General features: G+C 71.8%; 11 protein-coding genes. 2 read left to right on the forward strand and 9 right to left on the reverse strand.

Going from position 1 to position 17617, the window contains the following annotated elements; genetic code table 11:
- Positions 1–58 precede the first annotated feature (58 nt).
- From ACFYZF_RS06575 to ACFYZF_RS06610, 8 genes are all read right to left on the reverse strand, one after another.
- On the reverse strand, positions 59–2185 hold the full coding sequence (locus ACFYZF_RS06575; RefSeq protein ID WP_387016632.1) for a DEAD/DEAH box helicase: 2127 nt from the start codon (positions 2183–2185) through the stop codon (positions 59–61).
- Positions 2182–3483, reverse strand: coding sequence for a BREX system ATP-binding protein BrxD (gene brxD, locus ACFYZF_RS06580; protein WP_387016635.1), 1302 nt, complete (start codon positions 3481–3483; stop codon positions 2182–2184). Before brxD ends, ACFYZF_RS06575 begins: the two co-directional genes overlap by 4 nt.
- On the reverse strand, positions 3474–6212 hold the full coding sequence (pglZ, locus tag ACFYZF_RS06585; protein ID WP_387016637.1) for a BREX-2 system phosphatase PglZ: 2739 nt from the start codon (positions 6210–6212) through the stop codon (positions 3474–3476). The genes brxD and pglZ overlap by 10 nt, the downstream gene beginning before the upstream one ends.
- A complete protein-coding gene (locus ACFYZF_RS06590; RefSeq protein WP_387016638.1) occupies positions 6209–10018 on the reverse strand; it encodes a phage resistance protein in 3810 nt (1269 codons plus the stop codon). Before ACFYZF_RS06590 ends, pglZ begins: the two co-directional genes overlap by 4 nt.
- Positions 10019–10165: 147 nt before the next feature.
- Positions 10166–11482, reverse strand: coding sequence for a hypothetical protein (locus ACFYZF_RS06595; RefSeq protein ID WP_387016640.1), 1317 nt, complete (start codon positions 11480–11482; stop codon positions 10166–10168).
- A 166-nt stretch (positions 11483–11648) separates the two neighbouring features.
- On the reverse strand, positions 11649–13601 hold the full coding sequence (locus ACFYZF_RS06600) for a hypothetical protein (protein WP_387016642.1): 1953 nt from the start codon (positions 13599–13601) through the stop codon (positions 11649–11651).
- A complete protein-coding gene (locus tag ACFYZF_RS06605; protein WP_387016643.1) occupies positions 13598–13849 on the reverse strand; it encodes a hypothetical protein in 252 nt (83 codons plus the stop codon). Before ACFYZF_RS06605 ends, ACFYZF_RS06600 begins: the two co-directional genes overlap by 4 nt.
- A complete protein-coding gene (locus tag ACFYZF_RS06610) occupies positions 13846–14070 on the reverse strand; it encodes a DivIVA domain-containing protein (RefSeq protein WP_387016644.1) in 225 nt (74 codons plus the stop codon). Before ACFYZF_RS06610 ends, ACFYZF_RS06605 begins: the two co-directional genes overlap by 4 nt.
- Before the next feature lie 278 nt (positions 14071–14348).
- Here ACFYZF_RS06610 and ACFYZF_RS06615 point away from each other — a divergent pair, with 278 nt between their 5' ends.
- Together ACFYZF_RS06615 and ACFYZF_RS06620 are read left to right on the forward strand one after the other, a co-directional pair.
- A complete protein-coding gene (locus ACFYZF_RS06615) occupies positions 14349–15230 on the forward strand; it encodes a helix-turn-helix domain-containing protein (RefSeq protein ID WP_387017121.1) in 882 nt (293 codons plus the stop codon).
- On the forward strand, positions 15223–15411 hold the full coding sequence (locus ACFYZF_RS06620) for a DUF397 domain-containing protein (protein ID WP_387016646.1): 189 nt from the start codon (positions 15223–15225) through the stop codon (positions 15409–15411). Before ACFYZF_RS06615 ends, ACFYZF_RS06620 begins: the two co-directional genes overlap by 8 nt.
- A gap of 67 nt (positions 15412–15478) precedes the next feature.
- Here the strand turns inward: ACFYZF_RS06620 and ACFYZF_RS06625 are convergent, their stop codons facing one another.
- The gene (locus ACFYZF_RS06625) at positions 15479–17563 is read right to left on the reverse strand and encodes an ATP-binding protein (RefSeq protein ID WP_387016647.1); all 2085 of its coding nucleotides are present in this window, start codon (positions 17561–17563) and stop codon (positions 15479–15481) included.
- Positions 17564–17617 lie beyond the last annotated feature (54 nt).

Genomic DNA, 17617 nt, shown 5'->3' on the forward strand with positions numbered 1-17617 from the left:
GGCGGGTACGAGCTGCTCAGGGCACATCCAGCCGACGCCCGGCAGTCGGGGGAAGCGATCAATTTGTCAGGGCGACGAACCTGACCGGTTCCTCCAAGACGGCCACCGCACCGGACACGTCCGTGAGGCGTGCCGCGAGGGTCGCGCGGGCGAGCCGCTCGGGCAGGGCGACGCTGAACTTCAGCCCGGCCAGGGCCCGCATGCTGACCTCGGGCAGGCAGATCCGCTGTGCCGCGTCGGCGACCAGGGTTCGCCACTCCGTCCGGTTCAGATCCGCGCGGAGCCGAATCGTGTAGTCGTCGAACCGGTGCATCGGATCGACGACTTCACCCAGGGTCGCGGTCAGGGTCGCGTTCGCCCGCAGTCCCGCCCACGTCCACCAGCTCAGGTCGCCGTTCTGCGCCCGGACGACGAGGCTTCCACCCGGGTGGACCACGGCGGTCCGGTCGACGCGTTCGGCCGCCAACCGGTCCGTCGCCCTGGTGGTCAGCCGGACCGGTGGGTCCGCTCCGAGGAGGACGTCCCGCATCGCGCGGGTGAGCACATGACTCGAGCCCAACCAGCCCGCCGAGGTCCACCTGGCCCGGCCACCGCCGTCTGCCGGTTCCACGAAACAGCGCCGTCTACGCCAATCGACATATGTGACCTGCCAGCTCCGCCCGCCGAGCAGCAGACGCCGCTCTCCCCGCGCCTCCTCGGTGAGGAGGCTGGGGTCGATCCGGCCCAGTTCCTGACGGCCGTGCAGGACGGTGAACTCGGGCGGTCCGGTGAAGACCGCCGTCATGTCCATGAAATGCTTCCGGCCGAATCGTCGCTCCGCTTCCGGCCCGATGAACAGCATCCCGCCGTCGCTGTCTAGGTAGCCGTGGTCGAGTAGGTGACGGACGATCGGCTCGGCACCAGGGCCGAAGGGTGGGAGGGCGTTCCACGCCTGCGGCCAGAGCCGGTCACCGACCCGGTGCTCCTGCAGGCAGAGCGCGAGCATCTGCTGGGCGACGATGTGCCGGGGCTCGGGCGGTGGGACGACCGGCTCGACCCAGCCACGCCCCCAGAGCGACATCAGGGCCGCCGCCCGGGTCAGTTCCTGCCCTGTACGGCACAGGAACAGGCAGTTCCGGGTGCTGCCCGAGCGGCGGCCGGTGCGGCCGAGCCGCTGCAGGAACGACGCCACGGTGGCGGGCGCGTCGATCTGGATGACTCGGTCCAGGTCGCCGACGTCGATGCCGAGCTCGAGTGTGCTGGTGGAGACGATGACGCAGTCCCTCGCCTCCGCGAACGCCTGCTCGGAGCGGCGTCGCTCGTCGGCGGAGAGCGAGGCGTGCGAGAGGAAGGTGGTCACTCCGCGCTCCCGCAGCAGTTGGCCGAGTTCCTCGACAGTCTGCCGGGACTCGCAGAAGACCAGGCGCTTCTCGCCGCCGTGCAGGGCGGCGATGACCTTCGCCGCGTTGACGAGCGACCCAACGTAGTCGAGTTCGACCTGGCCGGGCGGCGGATCACCGACGACTCGGGGCCTCGCGGGCGCGACCATGCCGGGGGCGACGACCTGCCCCGGGCGGCTGCTCGCCGCCGCTCCCTGCAGCCAGGCGAGCAGATCCTTCGGGTTCCCGACGGTCGCGGAAAGCCCGATTCGTTGCAGCGGCCGTCCGGTCACCCGGGTCAACCTCTCCAGCACCGCGAGCAGATGCCAGCCGCGGTCGTCCCCGGCGAAGGCGTGGACCTCGTCGACCACCACCGCCCGCAGCCCGGCGAAAAAGTCCCGGTGGTCGACGTTGACGCTCACCAGCATGGCTTCCAGGGACTCGGGCGTGGTGAGCAGAATGTCGGGACGCTGCCAGAGCACCGCGCGTCGGGCTGCGGTGTGGACGTCGCCGTGCCAGAGCGCGACGGTGCGGCCCAGCCAGCCGGCGTACCGCTCGAGTCGGGGGTGCAGGTTGTTGAGCAGTGCCTTGAGCGGACACAGGTAGAGCACCGAGGTGCCGGTCCAGCCCTCCCGCGCCATCCGCGACAGCAGGGGAAACGTGGCCGCCTCGGTCTTCCCGCCCGCCGTCGGGGCAAGCAACAGCGCGTCGCTCCCGTCGAGCAGCGGCCCGATCGCGGCCCGCTGCAGCGGGCGCAGTTCCGGCCAGCCGAGGCTGTTGACGACGTGGTGCAGCACCACCGGGTCGAGCAGGGCCTCTTCGTTCACAGGGTCAGGTCGACGTCGTCGGCCGAGGCGGCGTTCCGCTCGACCTCCGTCAGCTCGTCGGAGCGCAGCGTCAGCGCGTAGTGCTCCCGGGGACTCCAGTCGGCGAACTGGTCCACCCGGTCGAAGACGTCGGCGACGAGCTTCTTGAGGTAGACGCGCGGAGCGACCCCGACCTGCCCGCCCAGCCGTCCGGCGACGGCCCGAGCGAGTTCAGCGAGGTAGTCGTCGCCGACCACGCCGGTGACCCGGTCGCTGCCATAGATCTCGCGTACCCGTATTCCGAGTTGGACCAGGGCGGCCTCGGTGAACCCGGGGAGGCGGAGCTGGGTGGCGCGGGGGTTGTCCCAGCGCGGTTCCGGGCCGAAGTCGGTGGCGAGCCGCTGGGCCAGCGGCGCGAGCCGCTGCACGCCCTGTTGGCCGTCGAAGAACGCCGGGGTGCCGGTGATCAGCAGGAACAGGCCCGGGAAGCGCCCGGCGTAGATGTCGTCGACCAGTTGCCGCAACGCGTTGAGCGCCTTGTCGCGGGCGTCCGACCGCACCCGCTGCAGGGTTTCGACCTCGTCGAGGACCAGGAGCAGGCCGGGATGCCCGCTGTCGCGGAGCACCGTCAGCAGGCCCTGCAGGAAACTGAGCGCCCCGAAGTGGTCGAGGTCACCCTTGACCCCGGCAGCCCGGCGCACCGAGGCCGCGACGTGGGGCTGACCGCCCAGCCAGGCGGCCAGCCCTCCAGCGGTCACCTGGTCGCCGGAGGCGATGGCCGCCCGGTAGCCGCGCAGCGCGGCGGCGAAGCCGGGTGTGCTCCGGGAGATGTCCGCCAGCCGGCGCTCGAGCAGATCGCCGACTGCCCGGTCGAGCCCGTCCGCGTCGGCTTCGGCGGCCGTGCCGGCGGCCAGCACGTCCTCCTCAAGAGCGAAGATCCACCCATCGAGGACCGGACGCAGCGCGCTCGGGGCGAACTGCTCGGTCGTCAGCTGTTCGACGAGCCGGCGATAGACGGTCTCCATCCGGTGCAGCGGCGTCTCCAGCTCCGAGACCTGCACCTCGGCCACCGCGAATCCCCGGCGCTTCGCCCGCTCCCCCAGCCACCGGGTGAGAAAGGTCTTCCCGGCGCCATACTCGCCCCGCACGGCCTTGAACACGCTGCCGCCACCGGCGACCCGGTCCAGTTCCTCGTCGAGGGTGGAGGTGAACCGGTCCAGTCCCACGGCGAGGGCGTCCAGACTGTTGCCGGGCACCGCGCCCCGGCGGAGGGCATCGACGATGTCCCTGCGCCGCCGGGCGCTGACCTCTACCGCCACGGGGTCTCCAGCCCGAACTGCTCGATCATCAGGGCGATGTCGAGCTTGGCGGTCTGCCCATCCGGGTCCAGGCTGAGCACGGGGTACCCCTCGACCTGCAGCAGGCGGCGCAGCACGGTGAACGTGCCGGTGACCCGGTGCACGGGGATGCCGGCCCTGGTCGCCAGCGTCTCCAGGGTCGCCCGCCCGCTGCCGGCGATGAGGGTGACGACCATGGCGGCCACCCGCTCGTCGGGCAGGGGAGCCCGAGTGCCCCGGCGGTCGGCGTACATCGGGCTGGCCAGCAGGGCGTCGACGAGGACCGTCGCGGGATCGGCTGCGGCCGGCGGTTCGGGCGGGGCCGGCGCGGCAGCCGGGGCGGGCAGGTCGAACAGGCCCTCGTCCTGGACGGCGGGCCGGGCGGGGCGGCGAATGGAACGCCTGCTCTCCGGTTGGGCGGCCTCGCTGGTGGTTGCCTCCCCCGCCGCCGGCCGCAGCGGCTCGCGCCACCACTCGGGGCTGGACACCGGCGCTCCCGCCCACCCTGGGACGGCGTTCTCGTCGTGCACCGCGAAGAGCAGCAGTGGGATCACGGCCTCGGCTGGAGCGGCACCCCCGTGGTAGCCGGCCTTGCGCGGGCCGTACCGAAGCTCCTCCCGCCAGGGCAGGATCGCCTTCCCACCGGCGAGCGCCACCCGGCTGCCCCGGAAGAGCAGCTCGCCGTCACCGGGTTCGCCCGTCGCCGGGCGCCACCGGTTCTCGCTGGAGTCGGAGGGCAGGAGGACCGCCTCGGTGCCCCTGTCGACGACGTGGCCGTGGTCGGAGACCAGCACCACGACCCGGTCCTGCGCGACCGCGAGCAGGTCCCGCAGCCCGTTGACGGTGTCCGTGCTCCACTCCGTGGTTCCGGGGTCGCTGCGGTCCAGGGCGTCGTCGATGGTGTTGATGACGGCGGCGACCAACGGGACGGCGGGGTCAGCGATGGCGGCGGCCACCTCGGGGTCGACGGCCTGCCCGGCCGGGGTGCGCAGGTCGGACTTGTGTAGCAGCACGCTGCCCGGGAACTGCTCGCGGAAGGCACGCAACTCGGCGCTACGGTCGCCGACGGCGATCCGCCCGCTGAACAGGCTGCACCGGTTGACCTGCGTGACCGTCGGCAGCGCGGCGAGGACCCCGGTCCGAGGACCACCGCCGGGGGTCAGTTCGGTCCAGACGCCGCTGCGGCCGAGTGAGTCGGCGATCTCGATGCCCGCCGAGGTGCCCATGCCGTCGAGGACGAGCATCAGGACCCGACGCCCGCCGTCCAGGACGGGACGGACGACGCGGTCCAGCACATCCTCCACCCGCAGCAGGGCACCGGGTTCCCGCTCTGCACCGGTCATGTCCTGCAGAAGCTCGGCGAACTGGCGGTCGTGCCGGGCGCGACGGGCGTCGACGGCCGCATGCAGCAGCCGGTACGCCTGCGCGACCTGCTGGTCGATGTCGCCGGCGAAAACGTCCAGCCGGGCGCGGTCGACCCACCCGTCGTCGCGGACCTGGCGGTGCACGGCGTCGAGGATGGTGCCGGGGGCGGCTCCCTCGGGCACGGCCAGCCACCGCAGCAGCCGGACGCCCATCCTGGCGGTCTCCACCCGGGACCGGTCGGCCGACCGGTGGGCCTCAACCTCGGCGAGCCGGTCCTGCACCCGCTCGATCAGCTCAGCGGCGGGCCCCGCCCCGACCATCGGGACGGCGAGCCGCACCGCGGCCCCGAACGCGCGCATCCGCTGGGCGAAGCCAGCCGGCAGCAGGGCCGACGCGGCGAGGCGCCCGGCGATGTCGATCTCGGCCGCGATCTCCTCCGCCCGGCGCAGCATCCGATGCGCGTCGTGGCGTACGGCGTCGTCGCCGTCGAGGGCCCGGTAGATCCACGCCTCCGTGGCCTCCCCGAACGCGGTCGCCTGTGCCTCCGTCAGCCGGGCACCGCCGAAGCGCGGTTCGAGCCGGGTCCGGGCGACCACCAGCTCCACGTCGGGCCGTTGTTCGGCACCCCGGGGCCGGAGCACCCCGGCGAGCAGGCCGAGCGGGATGGCGTCGATGCCGTGCCCGGCCCGGACGGCGGCGAGGACCGGCACGGCGACCGGGCCGGCCACCTCGGCGAGGAACGCGGCGATCCCGTCGGTCCACTCGGTGGGCAGGTCGGCGAAGCGCAGTTGGGTACGTGCGTCGGTGCTCCACTGGAGGAGCCCGGCGCCGTCCAGTTCGTCGGGGTCGAGGCCGAGCACCGCCCCGGCGAGGTGCCGCAGGGCGTGATCCCTGGTGAGGATGAGGCCCGCGGGTGGGGCCCAGCCCGCGACCGGGGCGAGATCGGTGAGGGCGTCGGCGACCCAGCGGCCGGTGCGCACCAGGGTCGAGTCGAGCCGCACCTGGCCGCCGAACACCTGGGTGACCACGTCCCACGGGTCGACGCTGCGCCCCTTCTGCATGCTGACGTGGGTCAGCAGGCCGTCGCCCAGTTCCATGTCGGTCAGGTCGGTCAGCAGGACGAGCTTCTCGTTCGCGGCCCGGTCGGCGAGCGCGGCCCGTGCGGCGATCGGTGTCGGGCAGGGCACGATCCGCACCGGGGTGTCCCCCACGGTGAGCACCGGCTCGTCGGTCCACTCGGGGCGGGCGTGCAGCACGATGGCGTCGCTGTCGTCCCGCTCGGCGAGCCACGCCTCGACCTTGCGCCGTACGGCCGCCGGGCGGACGGCGGCCCGGGTGAGGCTCACGACCGCCGCTCCGACTCCTCGACCTGCCAGGTGACGGTGACCCGCCTGCCGGCGTCGACCTCGACCCGCAGCGCGCCGACGAGCCGGTCCAGTTCCTCCGCGCCGGTCACGACCGCCTGGTGGGCGGCGGGCGGCGGAGGAACCGGATCGCTGGGATCGCGCGGCTTCGGGATGTCGACCGGCGGGTTCGAGATGACGGGCGGCGGGTCGACGGCCGGCGGGTTCGAGATGACCGGCGGCGGATCGACGACCGGCAGCCTCGGGGGTACGACCGGCTGGTTGTTCTCGGCCAGCAGGGCGGCTGCGGCGTCGACCGCCTCCTGCAACGTCCTGGCCAGGTCGGAGCCGTGCTGCTCGTCCTGGGCTGCGGCCCGAAGTCGGTCAAGGATGGACTGGGCACGCGGGTCGGACGTGGCCCGCTGCTCCACGGCCCTGATCAGCGGCCACTGCGTGGCGGCCAGCGCCGTGCCGAGCTTCCCGGCCTGCTTGTAGACGCTGCTCGCGGCCAGGCCGTCCAGGCCGCCGAGGCGCTTCTCCCCTTCGGCGACCACGCCGACGAGCACCACGTCGTCCTGTTCGTCCTTGACCTGGGCGAGCAGTTCGGCGACCCGCCGGGCGGTGGCGAGCCGGCCGACCTGCGCGTCCGGCTCGAGGCCGAGCAGCGCGGCGTGCTCCTTCAGGCTGGCCACGAGCTTCCCGGAGGTCTCGGCGTACGCGGTGGCGACGTTCCGCATCTTCCCGGCCAGGTCCACGAGGTTGGCCGGGTTGCGGAACCGGGGCAGCACCTCGCCGAAGAAGGGCTGCCCGAACTGGACGGCCGCCTTCCACGCCTCCTCCGTCGGCATCGGCGGGTGCCGCAGCTCGAAGCGGTCCTCCACGCCGTTCACCACGCCGACGTTGACCTTCCGAACACTGTCGTACCAGCTCAGCTGCTGTTCGAGTGCGAAGACGGCGATGATCAGGTTCTGCAGGTCGCGGTCGAAGCCGCGCCGCTTCGGCACGTCCAGCCAGCCCCGGAGCCGGTGCACGGGGAAGTGGTCCCGGTAGTCCTCCTTGGCCGCCGCCTGCAGCAGGTGCCGGCTCCAGTAGCAGGTGCCCATGGTGAGCACGTAACGGTTGTCGATCAGCTCGCCGAGCTGCAGCGGATTGCAGATCCGGCGGAGCACCCGCTGGTCGGCGGGGGTTGCGACGGAGACGCCACCGGTGGGGTCGGCGGCGGCCAGCTTCGCATACTCGAAGACCTTGGCCAGATCGCCGCGGGTGAGCGGCTTCTCCTCCACCGGCAGGGCCGGCGTGCCCGGGTACGACCACTCCAGCAGCTCGGCGGTGAGGTTCTTGAACGCGTCGGCGAGGGTCCCGCCCCGGGGGTCGCCGATGCGCAGCCCTTCGGCCAGGGTGTGCAGCACCCCGACGGTGTCGTCGTGCACGTCGGAGGGCAGCGCGTTGGCCGCGCCGTACGCCTGCTTGAGCGCGGTGATCAGGCCCTCGCGGAGCTGGGTCTGCCGCTGCAGCAGGTAGACCCTGCCCTGCTGCCGGTCGGCCTTGGGCCAATCCGCGGCGAGGGTGTTGATCCGCTCCCCCGCGCCGCCGACGCCGAGCAGGTAGTTGATCTTCGCGAGTTGGGCGACCCGGCCCATCAGGTCGTCGGTGAGGTAGAGCGGCAGCCAGAACACCGTGTTGGAGCCCCGGGGCAGTTCCTCGATCCGGGCCCGGTCGGCGCTGCGCGGGTAGTCCTGCGGGTCGAACGGGTAGTCGACGACGATCCGCCAGGACTCGCCGGGGGCGAGGAGCGCGGCGATCGGCATCGTGTCGGGGTCCCGGACGTTGCCGAACTTGACCTGGACGACGTGCCGCCGGCCCCGCCAGTCGCGCGGCTGCTGCAGCTCGCCGTGGCTGCCCTCGCTGCCGGCGAGACCCATCTCGGCGCTGATCAGCTCCCGAAGCAACTGCTGCCGCACGCCGGCCGAGGTCTCGTTGTGCGGCACCAGGTCGAGCAACTTGTCGAAGTCGACGGTGTGCAGCTTGAGCGACACGACCTTGTCGTGGTCGTCGGTGAGGTGCAGCTCGCCGGCGTCCTGCTGGATCTTCGTCAGCCGCTGGAGCACCATCGTGTTCTCGTAGCCGGGGATCGGCGCGGCGATGGAGCCGAAGTTCAGCGCGTGCAGCTTGGCGGCGGTCAGGTTGTGCAGGGCCGGCACCTCGGGCACCAGCGCGCCGAGCAGGATGGTCTTGACCAGCTTGTCGTCGAGCTGGAACTGGGTGTGCGAGGCGGTCCTCTCCTCGTCGATGCCGCTGAGGGCGAGCAGGATCGGGCGCAGCTTGCGCAGGTAGAGCGTCCGGGCGGCCTCGAACTTCTGGCGCAGCTCCGGGCGGTCGGGCAGTTCGCCGTGCAGCACCAGCGGGTCGAACAGGGCCGCGACCCCGATCAGGTCGTTGACCCGCAGGGTGTCCCGCCGCTCGACCAGCAGCTCCGTCATCACCTTCAGCGCCGTCCGCTCGCGCTGCAACGCCTGAGAGAGTGCGACGAGGGTGGCCACGAGGGCCGGCGAGAAGGGGTAGAGCTGCCGGAAAGCGGTGGCGTCGGAGCCGATGCCGGCGTCGCCGTACTGCGCGCCGAGCAGCAGGATGTCCCACACCTCGCGGTTGTGCCGGACCGCAGCGAAGGCGTTGTCGATGACCACGCGGGCCGTCTCGTCGTTCGGCTTGAGCAGCCGCCCCTCGGTGATCTCGGGCAGGTTGGTGTCGGCGAGGACGATCTCCCCGAACCGCCCCTGGACGCTGCGCATCACCTGCGCCAGCGCCTCCCGCTCGGTGCCGCCGACCTGCGGGCCGAGGAACTCCTCCAGGTTGCGCTGGCGGGCCACGAAGGAGACCAGGGGCAGCGGGCGGGTGGCGTCGGCGGACTCGACCAGCTTGTTGAGCTTGGCGCCCTCGGTGTTCACGAAGGTGTGGTCGGCGATCCGGCCGGAGAGCCAGAGGATCAGCTCATCGAGGAAGAGCACGATCGCGTCGTACCCGAGGGACTTGGCGTGCCGGGTGATGACGGCGAGGCCGGTGTCGAGGTCGAGGTACTCGGCGCTGTGCACCGCGCCGCTGAAGAACGCCTGGGTGAGGGCGCTGACCAGCGCGTCGCGCTCCTTGGTGCCGGGCGGCTGCGCGGCGGCCTCGGCGTACCGCTGCGGGGTCCAGCCCTCGGCCTGGGCCCGCATCGCCGCCAAGCCGCCGCCCGTGACGGTGCCGCCGCCCAGGGCCTCGAAAAACTTGTCGTCACCGAGCGTCCGGCGCAGGCCGGCGGCGTTCTCCAGCAGCGCGTCCGACCGGTGTACGGCGGGAAGCGGCGCGTCCGGGTGGGCGACGGTGACGTGACGCAGGTACCCCTGGAGGATCGCCTGCTCCACGGAGCGCGCGTCGAGCATGTGCAGGGTCAGGGTGAGGAACTTCCGGTCCGGCAGCCAGTCGTCGGCGGCGACGACCGCACCGTCCAGCCCGGCAATCCTCCGGGCCCTGGGGTTGTGCGCGAGGATCTCCCGCAGCACCGACATGAAGTGCGACTTGCCGGAGCCGAACGAGCCGTGCAGGAACAGCGCCTGGGAGCGGCCGGTGGTGACGGCGTGGCCGATCCGCCCCAGCGCCTTGGCGAAGCTCTCCCGAAGCTGGTCGGTGACGACGTACCGGCTCAGGTCGGCACCCTCGGCCGCCTTCACCACGAAGTCGCCCTCGCCCACGGACGTCGGGATGTCGATCAGGTCGCGCAGCAGCGTCGCCAATGTTCCTCCAGCTCCCCAGGTGCCCGACACGCTACCCATCAACCTGATTGCTCGGGTACCGCACTGGTTGGCCATTTTGCGGTCCGGCCGACGGGACCATAGTGGACCATCGGCGGGCGCTTCCTCCGATCGTCGGAGGAAGCCCAGCTCAGCCGCGTGACGGGCGCTGGACGCGCGCGGGGTCGGTCAGGCGGCGGCTGCCGGGAAAACCACGAGCGATCCGTTGTGGCTTCGCTCGATCTCAATCGCCACGTCGCCCTGGTGGGCTCCCACGCTGAGGCCATCGCCTAGGGCGCGAAGTCGATAGGCAGCCCTGAGTAGTTCGTCAACCTCGCCCTGCGTGAACACCATGCTGCGGAAACCGCTGTAACGCTTCACCTCGAGGGTTGACAGTCGAAGCAGGACCGATTCGATGCCTGATTCCAACTCGTCGATGCGACGCTCGTCGTCGTGCAACGCTCCGATAAATCTGTTGAACGGGTTGCTCGCCTCCGCCAGTTGCGCGTGCTCAACCGCCTGAAGCACGAGCACCCGGCGTTTGAGAGCAATGGCGAGTCGCGCAAGCTCCAGGTGCGCGCGGAATTCGCCGCCCTCCTCGTTGATGCCGGTGAAGGATTTCGTCAGTTCACCGACCTCAACCGGCCCTTCGGGCAGCGCAGCCACCGCAGCTTGCCATTTGTTGAGGCGGCGCTTGGTGCGCTCGATCGCCGTGCTGATCGCATAGGATGAGGAATCCAGCCCCAACGACAGGCCAATCCTGCCCTGGTCGAGCAGAATCGACGTGGCCTTGTCGATCGCGTCACGGCAACCGTCCAGCTCGCCGCGTTCGTTTTCGAGGTTCTCCTGGTGCAACTGCTCCAGGAGATCGGTGATCCGCTCGATCGCCTGCTGGCGTTGCTGGTCGGCGTGGGCGCTGACGCCGACCGCGACGGCCATCAGCACAAGAGGCGCAGCCAGAGTCAACGCCCCGGCGCTGGCCACGGCCAGACCCGCCGTGGCGGCCGAGCCGGTCGCCGCACCTGCGACAGCGGTCCCGCAAGTAACGGGCACGAACGTGGCACCGCCCACGATCCTGCCCATGGAGTTGACCAGGGGGCCACGGACACCGCCAGCGACCACCCTCGCGACCATGGGCCGCACGAGCCCTTTACCGAGCTGCGCGGCAACCTTCGCCGGCACCACCATTCGATAGAGCACGTCACCCGTCGCGGCGACGTTCGCCGCCGAAGGAGCTGATTTCGCTGTCTGACCCACGAGCTGCGACAACTGCTTGGCGAGCGGACTGGCGGCATGCAGCGCAATCCCGCCGTTCCGATCGCGCTTGGTCAGGACCGGATGCGCTTCCAGCGTGGCGATGGGGGACTCCGCGAGCGTGGCCAGGACTGTTCTCAGCTCTGCGAGTCGGGCTGGTGTCATGCCCTCACCGCCGAGCACGTCCGGCACGTCGACGGCCTCCGTAGCCAGTGTCCATACCGGCACGGATGCCTTGTTGTCAGTGGTCACGTCTTGTCCCCTCCCCAAACTGGGGTTCACCATAGGCGGTGGTAGCGGCACCGACAACAACCTCAGGCCGCAGGCCATAGCCCTCGCCCAGATAATCACCGCCATTCCTTATCGGTTTTCTTCGGACATTTGGTGGGGGTGAAATTTGGGTCAGAGGCTGGCAAGCTCAGGGAAGCCCTCCAGCTCGGGGCAGGTCGGCACCCTCGACCAGCAACCGTGGGCCGTCGTCGTGGCGGTATACCGCGCAGCCGCCCCGACTGAACCGGACGCTGAACGGAAGGCCGGCGTGCCGCCCCGCCAGCCGCCGCAGCCCCGGAACCGGGTCGGGCGGCAGCGGGCGGGCAGCCGACCGGGGCACCGGCACCGCCACCCCGGGGTCCTCCGGCACGGTCTCGGGGAGGGCCACGTCGAGGCCGTCGAGGCAGTACGCCACGGCCGCCTCCAGGCTGGGGCGGCACGGCAGGTCATCGGGGTGCACCGGGGCGGCCAGCGGGCGCAGCTCGACCGACCAGAGCACGCCGTGTGCCCGCATCGGCGCCGCCGGATGCCGGCGCAGGTCGAGCACGTTCACCACCAGCGCCAGGTCCAGGCCGAGGGCGAGCCGGAGCAGCACGGCCAGCGGCGGCGGCTCGGGGCGTACCGCGGTCACCAGCAGGCGCGCGGCGGGCAGCGCGGGGCCGACGGCGCGCACCTGCTCCCCCACCGGGTCCGCGCCCACCCAGGGCAGGGCGACGTAGCCCTCGCGCACGTCCGGCGGGATGTCGTGGCCGCCGTCGGCCTCGGCGAGGCCCTCCGGGCGTACGCCGAACACGGCCGCCCAGGCACCCAGCCGGTAGCGGTCGGGGAGCCGGACGACGGCCCGGCCGCCCGGCCGGACGCTGACCGCCGACACCGCCTCCGGCGCGCCCACCCGCCAGGTCAGGTGCACCACCCGGTGCCGCAGGTCGGTCAGGGTGACCAGGGCCGCCTGGTGCAATCGGCGGGTGCCGCCGCAGGTGGCGCAGGCCAGCGCCGACGGCCGCGCCGGGCGGCAGTCCGGGCAGGGCCGCCACGGCACCGGCTCGCCGAGCCACGGCGGGTCCGGCGGCTCGGCCGCCCGGCGCAGCGGCACCCGGGCCCGGCGCGCCACCTGCCCCGTGGGCTGCTCGACCAGCGTCTCGACCGGCTCGCCGGCACGCAGGGCGGTGTGCCACCAGCGGCCGTCCCGCCAGACGGCCTGCGCCCCGACGGCGGTGCAGTCGGCGCGCACCCTGCGGGCGACCTCCGCCACGTCGGACGTCGCCGGGATGAGCGGCCGGAGTGGGTCGGGGCTGTGCATCCGGGCGGGGGCGTCCCGGCCGCGCTCGCCGAGCCCGGCGAGCGCGTCGACCACGTCCGTGCCGGTCAGCGCGGCGGTCAGGTCGGCGAAGCGCGACTCCGGCGGCCCGTCCGGCACCGGGGAGCCGGGCACCTCGTACCGGACGGCCCAGCGCAGCCCACCGCCGTGCCGGCGGGCCTCCACGACCAGGTCGAGCAGGAGCAGGTCGGCCACCGCGCACAGCCGGGCCAGCCGCCGCGCCGGGTCGACCGGGGGCGGGGCGGCCGATCGGCCCACCAGCACCCGCCACGCCGGCCGGGCGGCCTCCGCGACGGCCCGCGCCGCCAGCTCGTGCCGCTCGGCCGGCGGCAGGTCGGGCCGCCAGGCCGCAGGCAGCCGTACGGTCAGTGGGTCCATGCCTGCGGCGACGCCCGCCTCGGCGGCCAGTTGGCGTACCCGGGGCGTCAGCTCGACCGCCCAGCCGCCCTCCGGGGACGGGCGGGGGTCGAGGTCGTCGGGCACGATCTCGTGGGAGGCGACCGCGCCGGTGTCCAGGTTGGCCACGGCCAGCACGAGCTGCGCGCGCCGCCGGCCCCGCCGCCCGCAGCGCTGGCAGGCGACGGCGACCGTGCCGGCACCCCGGCAGAGGGTGCACGCTCGGTACGGCTCCCGGTGCCCGCCCGCGCCACCGGCCGGGCCGTCGCCGTTGCCGCCGTCGTCGTCGGCCAGGAGCCGGTTGCCGTAGCGGGTGCAGCGGCAGGGGTCGAGCCGGAAGGTGACGCCGTCGCAGTCCGGGCAGGCGACGGTGGTCGCGCCGGTCATCGGGGCGGCCTGGCGGAGCACGGCCCGTCGTGGTCGGTGCGGCGCACGCAGCGCCGGCCGCCGGGCAGCGGCAGGTCGCAGAAGACCCGCTGGCGTACGCCCTGCTCGTCCTCGGCCGACACGGTGGTCTCGCCAGCGTCCACCTCGGGCAGGAACGTCACCGACCGGGCCAGCGCCGCCGCGAACCGGCGGGCGGCGGGCTGGTCGGAGGCGGTGAAGGGCAGGTGCACCACCCAGCGCGGGCTCACCGGCGGGCCGCCCGGTCCGCGCGGGCGCGCTGCGCCTGCCAGGCCCGCAGGACTTCCCTGATCCGCTCGATCTCCCGGCGGCTGCTGTCGAGCGCCGCGTACGCCTCGGCCAGCTCGTCGGCGACCCGGTCGAGGAAGGCTGCGACCTCGGCCGCGTCCACCCCACGCCCGCCGCGCCGGGTGAACCGGCGCTCGCGCACCTGCCAGGGCCTCAGCGGCACGTGATCGGCAACCCGGTACGCCGACGACCTCGACGACCCGACCGGACGCGAATGACGGGAGAACGCGCGCACGCCAGCACCTCCTCGATGACCAATAGGGAGCGGCATTAAATAGACGGTGGGAATTCCACGGTCGTCGCCTTTGTCAGGGCCATCTTGTAAGGTCAGGGGCACTATCACAACCAATGTCAGCCCATACTGTTCCGCTATTCGTGCGCAACATTCCCGTATCTCCAGTGGGCGTCGGGATGTTGCAAAATTCAACGGAGGGAGGCCGGATGGCCGAGGACATGGGATCGACAGTGCCCCGACGCCGGCTCGGCAAGGCGCTGCGTGACCTGCGCACCGAGGCGGGGATAACCCTGGACGCCGCCGCAGAGGCGCTGGAGTGCAGCCGGCAGAAAGTGTGGCGGATCGAGAGCGGGCTCGGCTCGGTGCGCGGCCTCGACGTCCGCGCCATGTGCGAGCTGTACGAGGCGGCGACCCCGCTGACCCAGGCGCTCGCCGCGCTGGCCGGCGAGACCAAGGCGAAGGGCTGGTGGCACGCCTACGGCGACGCCATCCCCGACTGGTTCGAGCTGTACGTGGGCCTCGAATCCGCCGCCTCCCGGATCCGGCGATACGACGAGTCGTTGATCCCTGGCCTGCTGCAAACCCGCGGCTACGCGCACGCCGTCTACCAGCATCGCGCGGAGGTGACCGAGGAGGAACGCGAACGGCTGGTTCAGGTACGACTGCAGCGGCAGTCCCTGTTGACCCGTCGGCTGCCCGCAGCACCCGAGATGAAGGTCGTCATCTCGGAGGGTGCGCTTCTGCGGATAGTCGGAGACCGGCCCACGATGGCCGAGCAACTGCGTCATCTGCTCGAAGTTGGTGAGCGGAAGTCGGTGAGCATCCGCGTCCTGCCGCTGTCGGCCGGCCTGCATCGTGGCGTCGAAGCGGGCACCTTCGTCATGTTGGAGTTCCCGCTCGGCAACCGGGCGACGCCGGAGCCGCCGGTGATCTACAGCGAGTCGTGGACCGGAGCCCTCTACCTCGACCGGCCGGACGAGTTCGCCGCCTACGAGAAGGTCTGGGGAAGCCTGGATCAGCTCGCCCTTGATGAAGGACAATCAAGGCACTTTATCGACAAGATCATCGGAGAGGTCCACCATGGCTGATCTGACCGCCGCACGCTGGCGCAAGAGCACCCGCAGCGGCAGCAACGGCGGCGACTGCGTCGAGGTCGCCGACAACCTGCCCGACATCGTCGCCGTGCGCGACAGCAAAGACCCGCACGGCCCGGCCCTCGCCTTCACCCCCACCGCCTGGACAGCCTTCATCCGGTCCGCTCGCCGCTGACGCACCCGACATCGCACAGCGCTCCCGACGAACCCGGCGGGGGCGCTGCGGCAGCCAGCCGACCAGCTCATTCGCTCCGCGTCGGAGGAACCACCTCTACGAGCCGGCGGACGGCGTCGGCGTGGGGATCTCCGAGTGGATCGAGGATCTCAAGTGCCTCCTGCCAGCAGCGCTGCGCGTCGTCGTGTCGGTCGGTGGCGTGGAAGGTGTCGCCGAGCGCGGCGAGGGTGAGTCCTTCGCAGCGTCGGTCGTCGAACCTGCGGAAGAGATCCAGAGCCCGCTGATGCTGTTCGAGGGCCTCGTCCAGTCGGCCGCTCTCCTGGTAGGCCAGGCCCAGGGGGTAGGAGGCCCAGGCGACGCTCCATTGGTCGTTGATGCCGTCGAGGATGGCGACCGCTTCCTGGTAGTGGGCGACGGCGGTGTCGAAGTGTCCGCGTGCGCGGTGGCAGTTGCCGAGGCTGAGCATCGACATGCCCTCGCCTCGGGTGATGCCGTGACGACGGAAGACCTCCCGCGCCTGGCCGTACAGGTTGAGGGCCTCGTCTATCTGGCCGAGTTCCTCGTGGATGAGACCCAGGCCCCGCAGGCAAAAACCTTCTACCCAGTGGTCCTCGACGTCACGGCTCGCGTCGGCACCTTGGCGGTAGCAGTCGAGGGCGGTCTCGCGCTGCTCCATCCGCCAGTAGGCGTCGCCGAGGCAACGCAGGTTGGCGGCCTCGCCGAGACGTGACCCAGCGGACCGGGCGGCACGAAGGCCGGTGAGGTGGACGTCGCGCCAGTCGGCCCAGTACGACTTGAGTTCGAAGAATCCGTCGCTGACCACGGGTAGTTGCCAGGCGATGTCATGGTCACCCAGTTCCGCTGCTTGCCGAATGGCGTCAAGGATGTTCAGCCGCTCCCGCTCAAACCACGCCATCGCCTCGGCCACGGTCCTGACGGGAGTGATCGGCACGTCGGGTTCGGCTGGGACGAGAGCGACGGCATGGGAGTAGGGGAGAATGACCTTGCGGCCTTCCTCCGCCATCCACAGATACCAGGTGTGGACGCGGCGGCACGCTCGGCGTTGCTGCTCGGGCCTCTCCTCGGCCTGCGCACGTTCAAGGGCGTAGGCGCGCAAAAGGTCGTGGAACAGGTACCGGTCGCGGGCAGGGCTCTGCACCAGATGCGCCGCGGTGAGCTGATCGAGGAGGCTGCGGGCTCGGGGAAGACTCACGCCGGCGATGGCTGCCGCTGCGGAGACGGAGATGTCGGAGCCGGCGTGCAACCCGAGGAGCCGGAAGAACCGTGCTGCATCCTCGGGTAACGCCTGATAAGACCAGGAAAACACGGCCCGTACGTCGGACAGCTCGTCATCGTCGACCGTCAGGGCATCAAGCTGATGGTCGACGAGCGCGAGATCAGCCACGAACTCCGCGAGGGTGACGTAGGGAGTGTTGGCGATGCGTTCCCCGATGATCCGCAGGGCAAGGGGAAGGTAGGCGCAGCGGCGGGCGAGTTCGGCGGCGGCCTGCGGTTCGGCGCTGACCCGGTCTCCACCGACGCTGTCGTGCAGCAGTGCGATCGCTTCATCCGGGGACAGGACGTCCAGGGTCATCCGTGACGCTCCTTCCCGCGCCACAAGGCCGGAGAGCCGGCTGCGGCTGGTGATGATCGCCATGCAGGTCGGTGTGGCGGGCAGCAGTGGCCGAACCTGGCCGACCGTGGAGACATTGTCCACCACGATCAGTATCCGCTTGCCGGTCAGGGCGGACCGGTAGAGGGCGGCGCGTCCCTCGGTGTCTGTCGGGATCTGTTCGGCCGGCACGTGAAGGGCGCGGAGAAAGGTGTCCAGTGCCTGTCCGACGTCCAAGGCGGGGCCTGGCCCGTAGCCTCGCATGTCGACGTAGAGATCGCCGTCGGAAAACCACTGCCTGACCCGGTGAGCCCAATGCACAGCCAGCGCTGTCTTGCCCACACCGGGGGCGCCCGCGATGGCCGCGACGGTCATCGACGGGCCACCCGCAGCCGTGGCATCGTTGCCAGCAGGCAGTGCCGCGTCCAGTCGGGTGAGGGTCTGCTTGCGGTTGACGAAGCGGGTCGCGTCGAGGGGCAGTTGGCGGGGCGGTGGTGGAGGAGGCCCAGGGTGCCCGAACAGGTTGACCCCGCCGTACACCGTCCCAGCCTGGACGACAGCCCCAGCATCGCCTGACGACTCATTATGCGCCGG

The organism is Micromonospora sp. NPDC001898 (assembly GCF_042891255.1).
GTDB lineage: Bacteria > Actinomycetota > Actinomycetes > Mycobacteriales > Micromonosporaceae > Micromonospora.